This window comes from Photorhabdus sp. RM96S, from assembly GCF_042879335.1.
Classification (GTDB): Bacteria; Pseudomonadota; Gammaproteobacteria; order Enterobacterales; family Enterobacteriaceae; genus Photorhabdus; species Photorhabdus kayaii.
Genome location: NZ_JBHFKT010000029.1, coordinates 20,887 through 40,356 on the forward strand (window position 1 = coordinate 20,887; position 19,470 = coordinate 40,356).

The following is a 19,470-nucleotide window of genomic DNA, read 5'->3' on the forward strand; positions in this document are numbered from 1 at the left end:
ACGGGGCGTAGGGTTTCGGGAGCCAAATGAGGAACATCAAATGGACCGTATGCTAGAAGGTAAGGTTGTTATTGTCACTGGCGGCGCAAGTGGCATCGGAGCAGGCATTGCTTTAGCTGCGGCGCGTCATGGCGCAGCAACCGTAATTATTGGCGATATCACTGATCAACCTAGAGAGGGCGGAACACCAGTGCTCCAGCGTCTTAATTCGCTTGGTACAAAAGCCATATTCCACCGATGTGATGTTACCTCACGGAGCAATATGGACGCATTGGTCGATGTCGCTACACCGTTCGGCGGTGTTGATTTGATGGCTTGCAATGCAGGAATTGCATTAGCTACCGATGGCCCACAGATTAGTGCAGATGATTTTCACAAGCTGCTTACGGTCAACTTGGATGGCGTTCTATTTGGCGCACAGGCTGCTGCTGAACAGATGATAAAACTAGGTAAACGCGGAAGTATTGTGGCAACGTCAAGTATGGGGTCCATTAGAACAGGACAACTTACAACCGCCTATTCCACTAGCAAAGCTGGCGTGAATATGATGGTGGCTGCACTGGCCGATGCCTTCGGGCCGTCAGGTATTCGTGTTAATGCAGTCTGCCCAGGTCTGATCAATACAGCACTTCCTCTTTCCTCGCCGGAAGTGGCGAAAATGTTTGATGGGTTACGGGAAAGGATGCCTCTCCGAAGATTGGGAGAGCCGGAAGAGGTAGGAAATGCGGTCGTATGGTTAGGATCGGATCTCGCATCGTTTATAACCGGCGTATCACTGCTAGTCGATGGCGGACAAACGGTAGTACTGTGAGAACACGCATTTTTGAGCAGTTGATATATTCCAAAGGAGGGTAGGGTAAAATGGCTGTTTTTTAATTATATGCTGGAATTTTTTATATAGAATCAACAGAACCGAACATTTTCGCCAATTTTATCAATTGAGCAATTTCATCATTGGAGGCGCCATTTCTGAGGATATCCAGTACCATCGTGGATTCAGCCAGATCGATACCAAGATTAAATGTCTTGATTTTACGCAAGAAAAAGCCGCACTTTTTTACACCACTGACTGGACCTAGATTAGCCAGTATTTCTGGGACACCTTTTAAATATCCTTTATTGCTAGTTTTTTTATTTACTGAAAACTGAAATACAGGATATAAATTCTCTATTCCCCAATTTAATACAATGAGTTTATGATTTTCACCATACTTATTTACTGTCGGGCGGGTCACTCCTAATATATCAGCAACCTTACTGGACTTATAAACACCACCATATTCCCCAAGATGGGCAAGAAAAGCATTTCTAGTTTCGATAAATTCTTCGTGTTCCTTCTTTTCCGGTGTGATATTTGCCACTATTTCAATGTAGTTAGCTCGTCCTTTGACTTCTGTCCAAAATTCATCATCAGAGAGGGTTAATAACTGGGAAATACTTTCTGAATCTTTATTTTTAAGCACATTAATAAAATGATCAGCAAGATTGATGATGCGTGCTTTGACCAGTTCAGACTGATCAAATCCGCTTTTCAGTTTTGCTGTCCGGTCATTGGGTTGTTTTGCTGATGTTTCCATTAGCACCTCAATGGTATTTTACAATTTTGAAAATTAGCTTATAGGAAATTGTAAGATAGGAAAGCTTTTTCACCAATCTCTTTTTAAACAGTCATATTAGTTGGTGATGTGGTTCAATTCTTCTAACTCAGTACGGTTTTCCTTTTACCACTTTGATATTTCTATACGAAAACATACTCTATGGGAAAAAGCATAATAATTTAATCAATTCCAGACTGAAAACAACTTGCAGGTAAATTATAGTTGACTTGGGCAAGGTTACAACTGATCCTTAAAATGCCAAGTTATCTGGCAAAATGGAAAAACCGGTTTAAATCTCACTTATCATATTAAACATAACCCAATAAAAAGGATCGTCAAAAGAAATAAGAGGTATATATGCATAGCCAAATTAATTCATTGCCCCAATATATGTTAGCGATCAGCATTATCAAGCCCGGAGGCCCGGAGAAATTGCATCTGGTTCAGGTTCCGCTGCCGCGGCCAGGAAAAGGCTACTTGTTGGTAAAAGTAGCTGCGGCAGGTGTTAATCGGCCTGATATATTTCAGAGAATGGGTTCTTATCCACCACCCCCTGATGCATCACCATTACCGGGTTTGGAGATTGCAGGAGAGGTGGTTGCCAAAGGTGAAGGTTGTGAACGCTGGAACCTTGGTGATAAAGTTTGTGCCCTTGTTGCCGGAGGCGGTTATGCCGAGTATTGTCTGGTACATGACTCCATTGCCTTACCCATCTATAGCTTGGATTTTGTTCAGGCAGCCGCATTGCCAGAAAACTTTTTTACCGTCTGGGCTAATGTTTTTCAGACTGGCAAACTGAAACAAGGAGAAAATTTGCTGATTCATGGTGGTACTTCTGGGATAGGCAGTGTCACAATTATGTTAGCAAAAGCCTTTGGCGCCAAAGTTATTACTACCGTCGGCTCTGATGAGAAAGCTAAAGTTGCACACAGTTTAGGTGCTGACTTTGTTATTAATTACCATAAAGAAGATTTTGTTGATCGAGTATTGAAAATCACAGGTAATCATGGGGTTGATATGGTTGTTGATTTAATCGGTGGTGATTATGTCAATAAAAACTATAAGGTTGCTGCTAAATTCGGGAGAATTATTCAGATTGGTATGATGAAAGGAGACCCTGAAAATCTTAATCTGATGCCCTTAATGCGAAAACGTCTGACTCACACAGGTTCTACATTACGTTCTCGCAGTGTAGAGGAAAAAGCGGAGATAGCCAGGGAATTGGAAAAACAGGTCTGGCCATTATTGAAATCAGGAAAAGTCAGTCCACTAATTTGTAAAGTATTTGATCTGAAAGATGCTGCTGATGCGCATCGAATGATGGAAGCCGGTGATGTTATCGGCAAGGTTATGCTGGTAAATGTATCATCTTAATAGTACTTCTGCTTAAATCAGGGCTATTTTAACTTGTAGCCCTGCATTCTATCTATTAACCTCTTCATGTTAGAATAAACACTTATATTTAATAAGGTTAATGACCAATAAATCTCTATTTTTTGATTGGTTTTTATTCGTTCTTTGTCCTTGCGCACAAAATTAGAATTTATATTTAACGTCATTGTTAATATTTTAACAAATATAGTCTATATCTATTAACAAATGATCGTTTATAGATATGTTAATGATTAATCTATTACACCTGATGGATTTTTCTGAATATCTAGAATAATGAGGTATGACCAACTATTGATAAGTTAGGTGGCATACAATTTTCTGTCTGCCTATCAGAGGATGATAGTGATTTCATTAACAAATAAAGAATTTCAGAATCTCTCTGTTGCTGACAGCCGTTTTTGTTAGTTGGAAAAGGGTATGTGATTATGACCAAACAGTTTACTTCGCACTTAAACATTGATGCGTTGTTTTTAGGCCCTAAATCAGAAAATGCAGTTTTTTTTAGAGAAATGATGGAATATGCCGTAAGTGAGCACATGCACTGGCGTTCTGATTTTCACCCAGAAGATCCCGCCTTAGTAACCTCAGTTGATCGTTACGCACCTGATTATAGAGAAACCCTTTATCGGACAGAGGGTATTCTGAACCAGCTATCTGCCAAACTGAAAAACACCTCTGTTCCCTGGTTTTCTCCTCGTTATATGGGGCATATGAATGCCGATACCTTGATGGTTTCCAATCTCGCTTATGTTATGGCTATGATGTACAACCCGAACAATTGTGCCCACGAGTCATCACCGACAACAACGGAGCTAGAAATTGAAGCAGGGCTAGATTTATGTCAGATGTTTGGTTATGACCCTCGCCGAGCTTGGGGACATATCACATCGGGAGGAACTGTCGCCAATTATGAAGGGCTATGGGTTGCGCGTAATTTAAAAACCATTCCTCTTGCCATTGCACAGCACCCGCAATCCAGGGATTTGGTTGCAAATAAATCAGAACAACAACTGTTGAATATATCGCCATCAGACATTCTGGATTTAACGGATGAATTAAAAAAGCGGGGCATTTTCGAAGAAGTTCGTGAACTTTCTTGCCGTGGTGTTGGGATAAAACAGGGAATGTTTGGCAAAGTCTTGGTGCCACAGTCGAAACATTATTCATGGATGAAAGCAATGGATGTTCTAGGGATTGGTCAACAGCATATTGTGCCATTGCCGGTCGATGCAAATTATCGTACCGATGTTGAAAAAATGCGTGAAATTACGTTCAGTCTGATAGAGCAAGGAGAACCTATTCTAGCTATGGTAACCGTAGTTGGAACTACGGAAGTGGGTGCCATTGATCGAGTTGATGAAGTTATTGCGTTGCGTAAAGAGTGTGAAGAGCGTTATGGCGTCTCATTTTATGTGCATATTGATGCTGCTTATGCAGGTTATGCCAGCGCAATGTTCCTTAACGAGCGGGGAGAGTTTATGGAATATGATGAACTTATCCGCCGTTATCGTGAATTGGCAATCATTCCGGAAGATATTATTTGGCCTAAACCTGAAATTTATCAAAGTTTCCGGGCCATGTGTCAGGCTGATTCAATCACCGTAGATCCTCACAAAGTTGGATTTATTCAATATGCAGCCGGTGCAATATGTATGAAAGATAGGCGTATTATTGACCTAATTTCCTACCGTGCAGCTTATGTTTTTGAAGATGTTGATACTCAACAGGATCAAGCCGTTAACCGGCGTGTCGTGCTCGGTGCATCTATTATGGAGGGATCTAAAGCCGGAGCTATCGCCGCCGCAATTTGGGCTGCGCATCGATTGGTTCCACTTAATATCAGTGGCTACGGAAAAGTCATTGCTGCCGGTATTGTGACGGCCAATTGGATGGTTAAAAAACTTTTAACCACAGAACCTTTGGTTGTTGATAAACGCCGGTTTGAAATTCATGCTATGCCGAATCCTGATTTCCATATGGTCAATTTTACTTTTAAAGAGCAAGGAAATGATGACTTAATGCATCATAACCGTCTTAATAAACGGATGTACGAACTTTGTTCATATGCCTCTGGACGCACTTACACCAATGATTTTTTGACTTCTTCCACCTCTCTTAATTATGAAGAGTATGGTGATACTCCCTGGCATTATGTTGAACGTTGCGGTTTTGCCCAAGAAGAATGGCAGAAAGTCCACAGTTTATATGTCTTACGTGCTGCTGTGATGACTCACTGTTTACATAATGCTGACGATTTTGACGAGTATTGGGAAAGGCTCCAGAAAATTTTCATTCAAAAACTGACTCAAATTGTTGATGAAGAAGAAAAAAAGAAAGTAGCCTGATTTTCTATTATTAAATATTTGCTGTTAATTCGAAGGGAAAAAACGTGAAGAACCGTACTTTTGGCAGTACTTTTATCATAGCAGGAACAACCATCGGCGCTGGTATGTTGGCCATGCCATTAGCAACCGCCGGTGTAGGATTTGGCGTAAGTTTGATCATGTTGGTTGGCTTGTGGGTTTTGATGAGTTACACCGCGTTATTGCTGGTTGAAACTTACCAATATGAATCCCCTGATACGGGATTAGGGACACTTGCTCAACGTTATCTTGGCAACAGTGGCAAAATGTTAGCCGGTCTCAGCATGATGTTTCTAATGTATGCATTAACATCAGCCTATATTAGTGGCGCCGGGGAATTACTGACAGTCAGCCTCAACAAATGGCTGAATCTATCTCTTCCTGCCTCAATAGGTGTTATCCTGTTTACAGTGATTGGCGGAGGAATTGTTTGTATTGGCACCAGTTCAGTAGATATGGTTAATCGGGTTATTTTCAGTGCAAAAATTATTTTCTTAGTATTGATGTTGGGGATGATGATGCCATATGTTCAGCATATTAACTTACTGACCATGCCATTAGAACAAGGATTAATACTATCTTCAATTCCTGTGATATTCACATCGTTTGGTTTTCACGGTAGTGTTCCCAGTATTGTGAAATATATGGATGGCGATATTCGTCGACTCCGCTGGGTGTTTATCATCGGCAGCGCAATTCCGCTATTTGCTTATATTCTCTGGCAATTGGCGACACTCGGAAGTATTAATTCCAGCACATTCGTCGATATCTTAGCTGAAAACGCAGGGTTGAATGGCTTATTACACAGCATTCGCGAAGTTGTTGCTTCACCGAAAACTGAGCTTGCAGTACAAATGTTTGCCAACCTGGCGCTCGCAACCTCATTCCTCGGTGTCACACTTGGCTTGTTTGATTTTCTGGGTGATCTGTTTAAACGCAAAAATAGCGTAGCCGGGCGTATGCAAACTGGTTTGTTAACTTTCGTTCCGCCGTTGATTTTCGCGCTATTTTACCCAAAAGGATTTGTGATGGCGTTGGGATATGCCGCGATCGCGCTATCAATTTTGGCGTTAGTATTGCCTAGTCTCCTGGCCTATAAATCCCGTCAACAAAATGAACGTCGATATCGGGTACCTGGCGGTAAACCTGTACTCTTGCTGGTATTTACCTGCGGTATTGCAGTAATAGCAATCCAGATTGGCATAGTGAGTGGAATGTTGCCGGAAGTAGGGTAAACATTCACAGCAAAAAAACTCAGGTCCCGGTCATGTTACAGATAAGCATTTTAAAAACAGAATAAAGAAAAATTAAAAGTTATGATAACTCTCTCTGTTAACCCTGTAAAAAACTAATATTGATTATAAGGAGTTAAATCATGGCGAAAGAATTATTTACTGCCACAGTAAAATCTGTAGCTGGATTGAAAGTTGAATGTACATCAAGAGATTTCTCCTTTTATTTAGATGAACCTCGTCATTTAGGTGGTACTGATCAGGGGATGAATCCAGTTGAAGCTTTACTCTGTTCTCTTGGGGCCTGTAAATGTATCGTAGCAAAGGCTTTTGCTAAACTGCACAAAATTAACTTAATTGATATTCACGTTGATCTGGAAGGTGAGCTTGATACTGATGGTTTCACTGGTAGAAATAAACAAGCGAAATTAGGTTTCTCCAAAATAGTGACAAAATTTCATATTAAAGCTGATAATAGTGAAGAAGAAATTCATGCCTTTGTCGACTTTATTAATAGAACCTGCCCGGTTCATGATACTATCGAAAATGCACCAAGTTTTGTCACTGAAATATATTGTGAATAATCGGCATGTGTTGAAATAATTCAACAAAGTAAAAGTTATTTAAGTTAATTTAAAAATCCCTCTACTTTCCAGTAGAGGGATTCGTTATAAAGTTAGGTAAATCAATGTTTATCTATCTATTTATCCCATTGATAACAGCATAAGAAATAATTACTATTGTTTAGTGACGTAAACTGTAGTTATATTACAACTTACATTTTCTATACCAACTTTAATATTTAAACCCTGTGCATAAGCCTGGCTTAATAGCTTGTTAATGTTTTCAGCGCTTGATCCTGACCAAATATAACCTGGTTTTCCACAGTTACCAGCTAAGCTTCCGTTGAATGTATAAAAATAATGTGCAGGATTGTTCCAATCAGCTTTAATTTCTGCGACTCTGACAATGCCACTATTCGTTTCCGCAGAGAATGCAGGGGCGCTAATCATACCAACGAGAATAAATAACATAGATATCAATTTTTTCATAAATAACTCCTGATTAATAATAAAGAAACTTTAGTGTGTTTGGAGTGTAAATTATGAAAACAATATTTGCATTGGTTTTGTGTCACTATAAAAGGTGTTCTGTCTGATAAATAATATCTGGATATTTCCTCATTAAAATTAATGCTATATTTCTTATGAGAAATATCTTTTTATAAAGAATAAGATAACAATAATGATATAAACGGGATTGCTTGAATTAATAAAAAACCCTCTACAATCGTGAACTATATGTAATTAATCATTACCATTTATGAGCAAATAATTTTTCGAAGTCGCATTTATGGATTACTTGAAGAGAACACCGTCCGATTTTTTCGATCTGAAAATTTATTATATAATCTCAATCACCAATATCTCCATGCCGAGACACTCAATATAATATTTTGTTTTTATTGGTTTATTCTCCTTTGCCGAATAAAATATAATTCTTGCAATAATGTAGATATGAAACCATAACATGCAATCATTATTGTTAGTTTATATGGCATCGACTTTAATAAATGAAGTTTTTGACAGTCACTTCGGTTAATAACTTTTTTAAATTAAAAGTATATGTTTCAGGAGCATCCCATTACACTATTAGATAGTTAATATACATATTGTTATTCTATTAAAGGGTTTCATCGATATTATGAATAAATCATCGTTCAATTCAGAGTCAAAATTAAAATCTTGTTTAGCCATAGGAGATACAGGAGTATCTGATAACCTTTTAGCAATACTTAAAAGCAATTGTGGCAATTACCCGTCATCAGTAAAAAAATTCATAGAACTTCTTAAATATATTCAAAATAATAATATTCATACGAAATCATTTAATGAATTAGTTGCGCTTCATGAACTTGTAGCTCCACATGATTGCGCTGTAGTTTCTATGCTATCAATTCATTTTAATTTAGCCATCGGAACTATCACTAACTTAGGAGTGCAAACTCCATATGTGGAAGATCTTTACCAAAAACTTTGTTCAGGTCGTGCCATTGGAGTATATCTGGCGACTGAGCTAGCTCACGGGAATGATCTAATCGCAATCGAAACACAGGCTAATTATCTGCCGGAAAAAGGCGTATTCATGTTGAATTCACCTGGCCCAAATGCATATAAATTTATGCCTAATACCATGCCTTGTGAATTACCTAAAGTGGCTGTAATTTTAGCTCAGTTAAATGTATCAGGAAAGAAATATGGTATTTTCCCATTTATTCTTCCTCTATCTGCAAATGGAAAATTAACTCCTGGAGTTAAAATTGCATTATACTTAAAAGAATTAACAAGAAAAGTTTCAGCTATATTATCAGAATCAGTTAAAAACTTTAAGTTTTCAGATGAACTACTTATTGAAATCATTACTAGCAAGTCCCTGTGCACATGGCGTACACAAGAAATATTAATTAATTGTCGTGAGCGTTGCGGCGCACAAGGATTATTTTCTGTTAACAAGATATCCCCTTATTTAATATCTAATTTTGGTACGATTACTTCGGAAGGTGATAACCTTGTATTATCACTAAAAGCCGGAGGGATGATCATTCTCAATAAGATGAAAGAAATAGACAAAACATTTTTCCAACATAACCTATTTCCCATTTTAAATAATTATATGAACTTTTTATATAAAAAACTAAATGGATTAATAGTGAGTAACAATAAAAAAATAAATTTAGATATGCTTAATAAACATAGTAGGGATTTTCTAGAACTAAGCCAAACATATGCCGTTTTATCCGTGGTGACGACAACTATTGATACATATCATGATAATAATAATGATGATCTTGGTATGATCATCGAAGGTTATCTTCTCGACTGGATTCATCGTAGCATGAGCAATCTCCTGAGAAGTGAAGTGATCAATTTACAAGAATCTAAAAAAATAGACGAGAGACGCATTGAGTATATACGTCAGCATGCAGATAGAATAAATAATTATATTTCCAGTTTTGGCGTGGATAAAATTGGAATCGAGACACCAATATCAAGTAATGATTATATTTCCTGGTATGCAGATAATCACCATCAGTTAAAAAACAATTAACCATAGGCATGGGAAAACAAGCAGAAATGCGGGGTGAGCGAGTGCAGCCAACAAAGAGGCAACTTAAAAGATAACGGGTATAAAATATGTTGTACATTGATTGCGGATATTATAACTTTGGCAATGAATGGCGATGACTAACTGATAAGATAGAGAAACAGATTGTGGCAAAGAAAGAAAAACGGCCTCACCATGACGCGTTATTCAAGCATTTTTTAACGCAGCCCGAAACGGCCAGGGAATTCTTATCCCTTTATCTGCCCGAAGAAATCCAGTTGTTGTGTGATTTAGCCACATTGAAACTGGAGCCCGGCAGTTTTGTGGATGAGCATTTACGTCAACTGCACAGTGATGTGCTGTATTCGGTTGAAACGGCCCGGGGGCAAGGTTATATCTATTGCCTGATTGAACATCAATCCACCCCTGACCCATTGATGGCCTGGCGGCTGATGTATTATGCCATGTTAGCCATGGCGGCTCACCTGAAAAAAGGCCATACTGAACTCCCTTTGGTGGCGCCTCTGCTGTTTTATCATGGTGAGGTTCGGCCGTATCCTTACTCAAACCGGTGGCTGGATTGTTTTACGCTCCCTGAACAGGCTGCTCGCTTATACCGCCAGGCGTTTCCGTTGGTGGACGTCAGTGTGCTCAGCGATGAAGAGATCCTGACACATAAAGGGGTTGCCCTGATGGAGCTGGTGCAAAAACACATCCGCTGCCGGGATATGCAGGAATGGCTCCTCCAATTGGTGGAACTGTTGAATGCAGGGTATAATACAACCGAGCAGCGCAATGTGGTGTTACGCTATATTTTACTGAATGGACATACGCTGGATCTCTCACACTTTGTCCATCAACTGATTGAACAATCTCCGGAGCATGAAACGATGTTGATGACTATTGCAGAACAGCTTGAACAAAAAGGGCGCGAGCAAGGTATCAAGCAAGGTATTGAGCAAGGTATTGAGCAAGGTATTGAGCAAGGTATTGAGCGAGGTATTGAGCAAGGCCGAGAGGAAGGCCGAGAGGAAGGTAAACTGGAAACGGCTCGTGCTTTATTACGGCATGGCGTGAGTTTGGACATTATTGCCACCAGTACCGGACTGAGCCGGGATAAAATTGGTGCATTAAAGCATTAAATTAATCTTCTGTTTCATAGCAAAATGCCGATATTCAAGATCGGCATTTTTGTTATTAAACTCAGGTGGTCAGTAACTCAATATTATGTTTCAGATCCATTTTTCTCCTCAGCTAATTTATCAGGCACTTCTTTAGCAAACTAATTATCACTATCAGCACTTTTTAGTACCTGATCAATAATTTGTTTATGATCACCAATCCATATTTCTGTCATGAGTGTATACGATTAAAGGGGCATAAAAGGGGTTGATATCGTACTATTTATATGAGACAACTTCATTCGAGATCCAACCGCAGTGACGAAATTCATTTTCACTGTCCGGTCAGCGATCTTCATACGGACATGATTTGCATGGAATCAGGATGATGACTCATCATATAGACCAAACTGCCAATAAAAGTAAAAGACTCTCTGCCTTAACGGATGCGAAGCAATTCGCCCTGTATGCGCTTCCTGATTTTGATGAATGCCTACAGTTGGAATTTCTGTCGCTGTCAGCAAGAGAACTGGAGCCCACTACAAACCGGTCGGGTTTGTATTCCCAAATTTACTGTGTCCTGCAAAGCGGTTATTTCAAAGTTAAACACGCTTTTTTCTGTTTCGCCAAATGTCCGGACACTACGCTATCGAAATGCCTGCGTCCGTTCCAGCTGACATTCGATACTGATAAAAAACCAGTCGGTCTACATGTTATTTTTAGAAGGATAAAAGTAAATGTCTTATATTCAATCGCATTTGAAGGGAGGGTGTTGGTTTACCCTCGGTGACAGTATAACTGAAAGAGGGTGGTATCAACCAATAGTGACTAAACATTTAGATCTAAAAGAATGGAAAAACTACGGAATAGGAGGAACATGCATAGCCCAAAAAGATAAAAATGACAATTCAGCCATGTGCTTAAGATATGAAAAAATGGCAAGCAATCCAGATATTATTACAATATGGGGAGGGGTAAATGATTTTGGATTTGATTTTGGCTCCAATGGAGGAGTGGAAATAGGTGATTATAAAGACAAAACCCCTTTAACATTTATTGGCGGCATGAAATTATTAATGACTGGAATTACAAAAAAATACCCATCAACGAGAATAGGGTTTATTATAACAACGCCAATATCAGTACAAAGAGGCATGAACAGTAAAAACGCCAAAGGGTATTACTTGTCTGACTATTGCAGCGTTTGTCGGGAAATTTGCGAAAAATACTCCATCCCATATCTGGATTTGTTAAAACAATCTGGATTCAATGAAGGAAATATCGATATTATGACCAGCAATAGCTTGGGCACAGTGTCCGATGGTTTGCATCCATCAAAACTAGGTATGACCAGGCTTGCCCCAAAAATTTCAAACTTCATTTTATCTATTTAAGAGACAAAAAATGAGAATATTAACCATAGATTTATTAAAGATCGTTTCTATATTTTTCGTTGTAATTTCTCACGTTACTTTATTTTTCTTGTTGCGCAATGATAATGACGTGGTTTTGTATTTTCTTAGGCAGGCCGGTCAGTTGGGGGTCTCGTTGTTTTTTATGTGCAGTGGCTATTTCTTACTAAACAACAAGCATGAAAAGCAGGTGGATTACATCATTAATAAATCAAAAGGGATATTAACTGTATTGTTGTTTTGGCTTATATTTTATTATCTGTATGACACATATTTTATCAGTAAATTTACAACAGTGCCTGATATTGATTTTTTAAATTATGTTAATGTTAGTATAACCACATCAGATGCTACCCATTTATGGTTTATATTTGCAATTGTCTCTCTCTATATATTAACACCACTAATGCGTAACACATTTAATGAAACAAATGCAAAGGGGATTAAGAAAATACTCGTTATAATGCTTATAATTTCTAATCTTACATTGCTGAATGCACTAACAGATTACAAATTCTCTTTTTCCCTAATCCCATTCAATATTTTGTTTCCGTTCCAATCTGAGGGTTTGATTAGTTTCTTGATAGGTGGATATATAGGGCTAACGAAACCTAAAATAAAGGCTTTTTCCTGTAAACATATAATACTTCTGGTGTTTTTTATTATATCATTGATATCTTTATCAATCATTTCATCCAAGACGGGGATGACTTTCTTTTATGGGAAGTTTTATAATGTATTCCTTCAAGCTTCTTCGGTGTGCCTGTTTTTATTCTTGGTTAATTTGAATGTCAGAGAAATACCATTCTTAATAGATGACATTAGCAAGAATATACTAGGAATATATCTTGTTCACAATATTTTTGTTATTGAAATCCATAACGAATTTATCCATAATTTCTTATTAAAAAAATTTAATTATATAAATGTATATGTTTACATAATAGCCTATTCTTTGCTGGCTTTTATCCTGTCATATATATTATGCGTTTTGTTACGGAAATCAAAAATAACCTCAAAAATTATAACCATCTAACATTATTGTCAGGGAGAGCCGGTTTCTCCTAGCTATATTTTCTTGTTAGTAAAGTGTATTAGCTAAATGGAAGGCGTTTTACAATTATCACAGACCACAACAGTGGTTTGAAAGGTAAAACGCCTTATGAAACTCCCGTTGAAAAAATGAGAGCTTAAAAATGTTCTGTCAATCAAAGCCAGAGATCACACATCATATATTTTTATAATGAGTTCCAACACTATGAATCGTCATTGTACTGTCAGTATTATTTAGATTGAAGGTTACCCTGTCTTTTTGGCTTAGCCTCACACTATATAAATTATTCGGCAGTTTTTCCAAGTTACTGCCGCTTGCTGTACCAATACTTTTTGCTGCTGTCAGTGGATCGTTCCCCTTTTGCACCTCTTTTATAAATGAGCTATACTTTTGTTTTGCAGCACCTTCCATATTAGTAAATCCATTCCTGGATTTGTTATTTTTAAGTTCTTGCAAACTAACTCTCCATTTAGGCGGTTCTGTTGGGCTGGCCAAGTAACCTATTCTGCCATCAGGTAATTTCTGCGGTGGTCGAAAGAAAGGTTTAGAAAGCTTTTTTCTCTCAATATAATTCTCTAATGATTTAGACTCTAACCCATTGTAAAAGTTTTTTGAAAAAATCCTCCTTCCTAGTGAAGTTACAGCAGATAAGATAAATAATAAATCAATTAATTTAAAAAATCTTGCGGTATTTGATTGTTGATTTTCCTCCAGTGGAATTTCCTGTGCAGCAAAAAAATATAGTGCTAATAATTTATCGTCATCTGAATAAGCACTCAATGGTTTATTTTCAAGATCAGGAATATTCCAAATGTTTTGAGGATATTCACCTTCAAAATCCAGTTCATTCTTGTAAAAACCATCTGCCATATCTTTAGAAATTTGATCACCATTTTCACCTAATAGTGCAGATGAAAGATTAGACATATATTCTTGATAAATTCTTTCAGCAGTCTCTTTATTCTTATAATAGTCACCAGGAAGATGAGATACATCATGAATACCACTTACAGCTAAAGCGTACGCTAATATTATTTTCTTAGCTCGATATTCAATTCCATGTGATGCAGTATAACCCTCATCTGTTTGCTTAAAGTTTAGTACACGTATTATATCTCCTGCTATTTGCGTTTCAACGGGTGGATATCCACTTCTATCATCAGGTGTTAATTGTATTAGACTAGAAGCTGTTGCAGATTTTATATCCATTATATTTCTCCATCATGTTAGTGTTTATTGAACTATGAATCTTCTGGCAGAGAGCGCCTAAATTTATCGCTACCAATATAAATTTAAGCTTTAAATATAGGGTTTTCTCTGTCTTTTTAATCATTAATTTCAATATAAAATTACTTTACATGAGAATTATTAGCAAGCTTTTATTTTCACATCTTATGTTGATATTTTTCTATTTAAATCATTATGTTAAGATTAGTTAAATAAATAATGGAATAAGTGAAAGAAAAAAGATAACGCACTAAAGCCAAACGAACTTGGAGAATAGGATAACTTTATGTTAACAAAACGTTTTTAAATGGTCACGGCAGGTTGTATAAGTGTAAAATAAACATTAAACATGACAGGGAATAAGGCGCTTATTCTTTTAACCCTTGGCTGACCTAATTACCGATAAAAAGGTGGTTTTCGATTACCGAAAAAGGGAAACAAAAGTAATAAGAGAAAGTTAATCATATGAAAAAATGATTAACCTGTAAAACGATTATCATTTACAAGATTTTATATTCTTTTAATTAAACTAACATATACCCTATGGATTTCAAGATGCATCGCGACGGCAAGGGAGCGAATCCCCGGGAGCATAGATAACGATGAGACCGGGGTGAGTAAGTGCAGCCAACAAAGAGGCAACTTGAAAGATGACGGGTAATAGGTTTTCAATACACCACAAAGTGTAATATCTCAAGCCCTACGGCGCGATATAACTAGCTTATCCTTAGGACGGTCCACCCAATCGGAGGGATTATTGTTGAAGTTATCCGCAAGCAGATAAGACGGCGTTTTAGCTAACCAATCAGAAAGTGAAATATCTTGGTAGATACCGTTATCTAATACAACCAGTACTTTAAGGTCATCGTTGCCAATATTTTCGATATAGTGACCAAATCCCTGAGGAACGTAACCGACGTCGGTCGGCCCATATTTTGCAGTTTGTGCGTGTCCATGAGAACTAAACACGGTCATACGTCCTTTACCTGAAATGTAGTATTGCCACTCGTTGGCATTAGGATGCCAATGTAGCTCACGTACTGCGCCAGGTTTGATGATCTCGATGAGACCAGTGATAGTTGTAGAAATGGGAAATTCCTTCGATGATGCCCGATAAATACTCCCAGAGTCGTTCTCGAAGAAAGGTTTATTTTTCAAGAGCTCATAACGGTGGGTGAGTGGAGCATCGTTCAATCCGCCATCGTCAGCAGGTAGGGGAAGTTTTGGCGGGATAGCTCCACCGACAATGTAAGCTTCACCCTGTTTGATTTTAGAAAAAACGGATGCTGGCATGTTGACACTTTTCTCAAGCACCTCTTTCGGCATATGTGTTATCCAATCAGTGATGCTGAAAGTGCCAAATTCCGAGAAGTGTCCGTCATCAAAAGTCAGAATAAAATGCGCACCATCTTCAAGCGCCTGAATGGAATGACCATGACCTTTGGGAAAATACCATACATCGCCGGGACCAAAATCAGCTACTTCACTTTTGCCCTCCGGATCGATAATGGTAATACGTGCGTGCCCTTCAAGCATATATGCCCATTCAGCGGCAACAGCATGCCAATGGAGTTCACGCACGCCACCCGGTTCAAGCATCATATCAACACCCGCAATCCCTTCAGATATCGGGAATTGTTCTATCGTAGCTTCCCGTGCCCATCCATTTTCCAATACCCGTTTTTTACTATCTGTGAATTTATATTTATACAAACTTTTAGTATTTATTGGCTGTTTATTCTTGCCAGTAGTGACTGTATTGTGCTGTTCATCAGCAACAGCGGATTTAATCATACTGCCCATACTAGCCGCCGCCGCGCCAATTGCGGATGCCTTCAAGATATCACGACGAGAAAACATATTTATTGCCTCCAAGTAAAATGGGTACCAGCAAGATATAGTTGCAAGCTGATATCTATTTGTTTGGTTTTTTTAAGTTAATGGTTGTCACGGAAGGAAAAATTAGAGGTGACTAATTAAGCATAGTAGAAAATTAGTCGTCTAGGGAAAATCAGAGACAACTCTGGTTTTCCCTGAAATGTTATTACTTCATTTACTCTTTTTTGCCAGAGCAAGGGCGAACGTATTTCATAATGCAGTCAAGTTTTTCACAAGTTTCCTGCCATTCTCTTTCTGGTTTTGAATCTCTGACCAATCCTGCACCAGCCTGGAGCCAACAGCGCCCTTGATGCTGATAGAGAGAACGTAATACCAGCGCTGCATCCAGTTTGCCTGAGCTATCCAATAACATGACACAACCACTATAAAGCCGGCGTGGTTCATCTTCATAACGTGAAATTGCCTGTAAAGAAGGTTTTTTCGGTATTCCCGAAGCGGTTACGGCCGGGAATAGGGCGATGAACGCATCCCAACGATTTTTGTCTGTTTGTAGTAATCCTTTTACTCGTGATGCCAAATGTTGTACTGAACCTCGTTCACGAATCGCCATAAACTCTGATACACAAAGTGTGTCAGCCTGACAAATCGGTGCCAGTTCCTCTAATGCTAATTTAGCCGAAACAGCATGTTCAGAGATCTCCTTCGGGTCAGAAAGCAAATCTGCTCTCAATCGTTGATCCTGATCTTTATCATGTGTCAATGCTCTGGTACCAGCCAATGGTTGCGTGCTAATCCAGCCTGAACCATCCGCTTCAACTACGGTTTCCGGGCTAAAACCATAAACAGAGAAATCTTCATCACGTAAGAAGAAGGAGCGAGCAGGTGTGTTAGCTTGGCGGCCTAACCAGTAACTGTGTGGCATATCAATATCCGAGCCAAGTTCAACCCGACGTGACAGGATCACTTTTTGATAGTGGCCAGAAGCAATGTCCTTAACCGCATTAGCGACATTATCCTGATAACGTTTCGCGGCGTCTGATGTACTGATAATTTCCATATCTTTTATCCACGGGAAAACAGGTGTACTTAATTGATCAACCCGGCTAATTTTTTCCTTCAATATGGTGAGTTGACTCTCTTCAAGAGTTCGTATCAGAACCTGTCCTGGAGTTATACGAAATTCATGCTGTGGAATAGTGATTTTTATTAATGCTTCGTTTTGCTGTGCTAATGGCAACCCATATGTCATATGGGAGAATTCAAATAAAGTTCTGCCATAAGCCCGCCAATCCTGAATAGGAAGAGCATTGAGCGCCTGTTCAAGTTTTTGACTTAATGTGCTGATATCGTATGGATGACGATTACCTTGTGGATCAATTAATTGTCCCGATGCATCTGCACTAATGGTTGCTGCACAGCCTATCCCCAATGACCACTCACCTTTTGTTTCATAGAGCATATAAGGTTGTGCATCGTCGTCTGAAAGCAAATGTGTGATCAAATCTAACGGAGTGCTGGTAATAACAACAGTTTGTTCATGATATTGCTGCATTGGGCGGCTATGTTCTGCTTGTGCCATCTGTACCAAGCGGCGTTTATCAATTTTTCCCACGGTGGTAAGTGGCCAATATGGGACAAACAACCATTGGTCAGGAATTTTATGACGCTGAACCCCTTTCTGTTGTAGAAATTCCGCTATCTGCATCGGTTCCGGTTGATTGCCGTTGTTAGGTAAACAGGCGCAGGTTCGTTCACCCAACAGTTCATCAGGCACAGAAATGACAACGGCATCATCAATGTCAGGGTGTTGCAGCAGCAAGGTCTCAACTTCTTGGGTCGAAATTTTCTCACCACTGCGGTTAATCTGCTCTTTAATTCTGCCCTCAACGATCAGGTTGCCATCTGAGGTCATACGAACCAGATCGCCGGTGCGATAGAACCCATCGGCGGTGAAAGCCACGGTATTATGCAGCTCTGCACGGTAATATCCCGTAATGGTGTAGGGACCACGTGTAATCAGTTCTCCTACCTCACCGGGTACTACAGGTTGTAAATTGGCATCAACAATTTTGATCTCATCTTCTTCTGATAACGGACGCCCTTGGGTATTAATGATGACCTCGTGGGGATCATCCAATCGGGTATAACAGAGTAATCCTTCCGCTGTACCAAACACCTGCTGCAAAGGCCCAAGGCGTGCTATTACTTGTTCCGCTAGTTCTGGTGTTAACCTGCCACCACCCACTTGCAAACAGCGTAAGGATGAAAGATCGCTTTGTTCCCAGTCGCGAGCCTGTTCCCAGAGCCGAGCCAGAGCCGGTACTAATGCCAGATGGGTCACTTTGTATTGCTCGATTAGCGGCATGGCCTCGTCAAAACTGGCGGTATCACTCAGAAGGACACTTCCGCCTTGGGAAAGGGTACCCAAAATACCAGGGCTTCCTAGTGTGAAGTTATGTGCCACAGGCAGTACGGCTAGATAAACACTTTCTGTATTTACCGTACATAGACGGGCTGACAGCACAAAATCATAGGTATAAGCATCGTGAGTACGGGGAATGAGTTTCGGTGTACCGGTTGTTCCGCCCGAAAGCAGCAATACAGCAATATCACCATAACTTGGGCCGGGAATATTTACCGGTTCATCATCAATGGATGCCAATACGGTAAATTCTTCCGCTTCTCCATCAACAATAATGTGTTTTAGATCGGGGCAAGATGCCACAATTTCTCGTGCCATTTTTCGGTAGTCAAAATCATGTAAGCAATCGGGGATAATGTAAGCAACCGGGCGTGCAATCTGGCAAAGGGCATGAACATCATGAGTCCGCTGTGTCGGCATTAATAACACCGGATGAGCGCCTAACCTAAACAGGGCAAAACAGGTAACGACAAAGGAGATACGGTTAGGCAGTTGTACCATAACGTTATCCCCACGACGGATCCCACGACGAAACAATCCGCTGGCCAATCTCTCTGCGGATTGGTGCAATTCACGGTAAGTTAGTTGTTGTTCTTGATAGATCAGCGCTGTTTTATCGCCCCAAATACCAGCCCACCCGGCAAGTTGTTGGTCCAGCGTTTTGCCATTCCAAAGGTAGTCTGGCGTCATAGTAATTGTTTT

14 protein-coding genes and 1 pseudogene are annotated in these 19,470 nt (G+C 39.3%); 9 read left to right on the forward strand and 6 right to left on the reverse strand.

From position 1 onward, the window contains the following. Positions 1-40 precede the first annotated feature (40 nt). Positions 41-811 (forward strand): glucose 1-dehydrogenase, encoded by a 771-nt coding sequence (locus tag ACGF49_RS17005; RefSeq protein ID WP_113043394.1) that lies wholly within the window; start codon positions 41-43, stop codon positions 809-811. An 82-nt stretch (positions 812-893) separates the two neighbouring features. Here ACGF49_RS17005 and ACGF49_RS17010 read toward each other — a convergent pair whose 3' ends face one another. Next, a complete protein-coding gene (locus ACGF49_RS17010; protein ID WP_113043393.1) occupies positions 894-1,577 on the reverse strand; it encodes a hypothetical protein in 684 nt (227 codons plus the stop codon). Between the two features lie 378 nt (positions 1,578-1,955). Between ACGF49_RS17010 and ACGF49_RS17015 the strand changes: the two genes are divergently transcribed. From ACGF49_RS17015 to ACGF49_RS17030, 4 genes are all read left to right on the forward strand, one after another. Then, positions 1,956-2,972 carry an NAD(P)H-quinone oxidoreductase gene (locus tag ACGF49_RS17015; protein ID WP_113043392.1) on the forward strand — a complete coding sequence of 339 codons (1,017 nt, stop codon included), beginning with the start codon at positions 1,956-1,958 and terminating at the stop codon, positions 2,970-2,972. A 446-nt stretch (positions 2,973-3,418) separates the two neighbouring features. After that, positions 3,419-5,338 (forward strand): pyridoxal-dependent decarboxylase, encoded by a 1,920-nt coding sequence (locus ACGF49_RS17020; RefSeq protein WP_113043391.1) that lies wholly within the window; start codon positions 3,419-3,421, stop codon positions 5,336-5,338. 44 nt (positions 5,339-5,382) lie between these two features. After that, a complete protein-coding gene (gene tyrP, locus ACGF49_RS17025; RefSeq protein ID WP_113043390.1) occupies positions 5,383-6,591 on the forward strand; it encodes a tyrosine transporter TyrP in 1,209 nt (402 codons plus the stop codon). Between the two features lie 140 nt (positions 6,592-6,731). Next, positions 6,732-7,172: an OsmC family protein gene (locus ACGF49_RS17030; protein WP_113043389.1), complete on the forward strand. Its 441-nt coding sequence runs from the start codon at positions 6,732-6,734 to the stop codon at positions 7,170-7,172. Between the two features lie 153 nt (positions 7,173-7,325). Here the strand turns inward: ACGF49_RS17030 and ACGF49_RS17035 are convergent, their stop codons facing one another. Beyond that, complete coding sequence (locus ACGF49_RS17035; RefSeq protein ID WP_113043388.1) at positions 7,326-7,640, reverse strand: hypothetical protein; 315 nt, start codon at positions 7,638-7,640, stop codon at positions 7,326-7,328. 652 nt (positions 7,641-8,292) lie between these two features. On the opposite strand from ACGF49_RS17035, the gene ACGF49_RS17040 reads away from it, so the two are divergent. The 4 genes from ACGF49_RS17040 to ACGF49_RS17055 all read left to right on the forward strand — a co-directional run bounded on the left by ACGF49_RS17040 (position 8,293) and on the right by ACGF49_RS17055 (position 13,262). After that, positions 8,293-9,696 (forward strand): cytochrome-c oxidase, encoded by a 1,404-nt coding sequence (locus ACGF49_RS17040; RefSeq protein WP_262977826.1) that lies wholly within the window; start codon positions 8,293-8,295, stop codon positions 9,694-9,696. A 164-nt stretch (positions 9,697-9,860) separates the two neighbouring features. Then, on the forward strand, positions 9,861-10,835 hold the full coding sequence (locus ACGF49_RS17045; RefSeq protein WP_113043386.1) for an Rpn family recombination-promoting nuclease/putative transposase: 975 nt from the start codon (positions 9,861-9,863) through the stop codon (positions 10,833-10,835). A gap of 716 nt (positions 10,836-11,551) precedes the next feature. Continuing rightward, positions 11,552-12,208, forward strand: coding sequence for an SGNH/GDSL hydrolase family protein (locus ACGF49_RS17050; protein ID WP_113043384.1), 657 nt, complete (start codon positions 11,552-11,554; stop codon positions 12,206-12,208). Positions 12,209-12,218: 10 nt separating this feature from the next. After that, positions 12,219-13,262: an acyltransferase gene (locus ACGF49_RS17055; protein WP_113043383.1), complete on the forward strand. Its 1,044-nt coding sequence runs from the start codon at positions 12,219-12,221 to the stop codon at positions 13,260-13,262. Positions 13,263-13,454: 192 nt separating this feature from the next. On the opposite strand, the gene ACGF49_RS17060 is transcribed toward ACGF49_RS17055, so the two are convergent. From ACGF49_RS17060 to ACGF49_RS17075, 4 genes and pseudogenes are all read right to left on the reverse strand, one after another. Beyond that, the gene (locus ACGF49_RS17060; RefSeq protein ID WP_113043382.1) at positions 13,455-14,489 is read right to left on the reverse strand and encodes a Txp40, insecticidal toxin (previously name A24tox); all 1,035 of its coding nucleotides are present in this window, start codon (positions 14,487-14,489) and stop codon (positions 13,455-13,457) included. Positions 14,490-15,200: 711 nt separating this feature from the next. Continuing rightward, positions 15,201-16,367, reverse strand: a complete 1,167-nt coding sequence (locus ACGF49_RS17065) for a cupin domain-containing protein (RefSeq protein ID WP_271859405.1) — start codon at positions 16,365-16,367, stop codon at positions 15,201-15,203. Between the two features lie 193 nt (positions 16,368-16,560). Beyond that, complete coding sequence (locus ACGF49_RS17070; protein WP_387492023.1) at positions 16,561-17,925, reverse strand: salicylate synthase; 1,365 nt, start codon at positions 17,923-17,925, stop codon at positions 16,561-16,563. Continuing rightward, positions 17,920-19,458 (reverse strand): annotated as a pseudogene (locus tag ACGF49_RS17075) ((2,3-dihydroxybenzoyl)adenylate synthase); the annotation flags it as partial. The pseudogene ACGF49_RS17075 and the gene ACGF49_RS17070, both read right to left, overlap by 6 nt. Between the last annotated feature and the right edge of the window lie 12 nt (positions 19,459-19,470).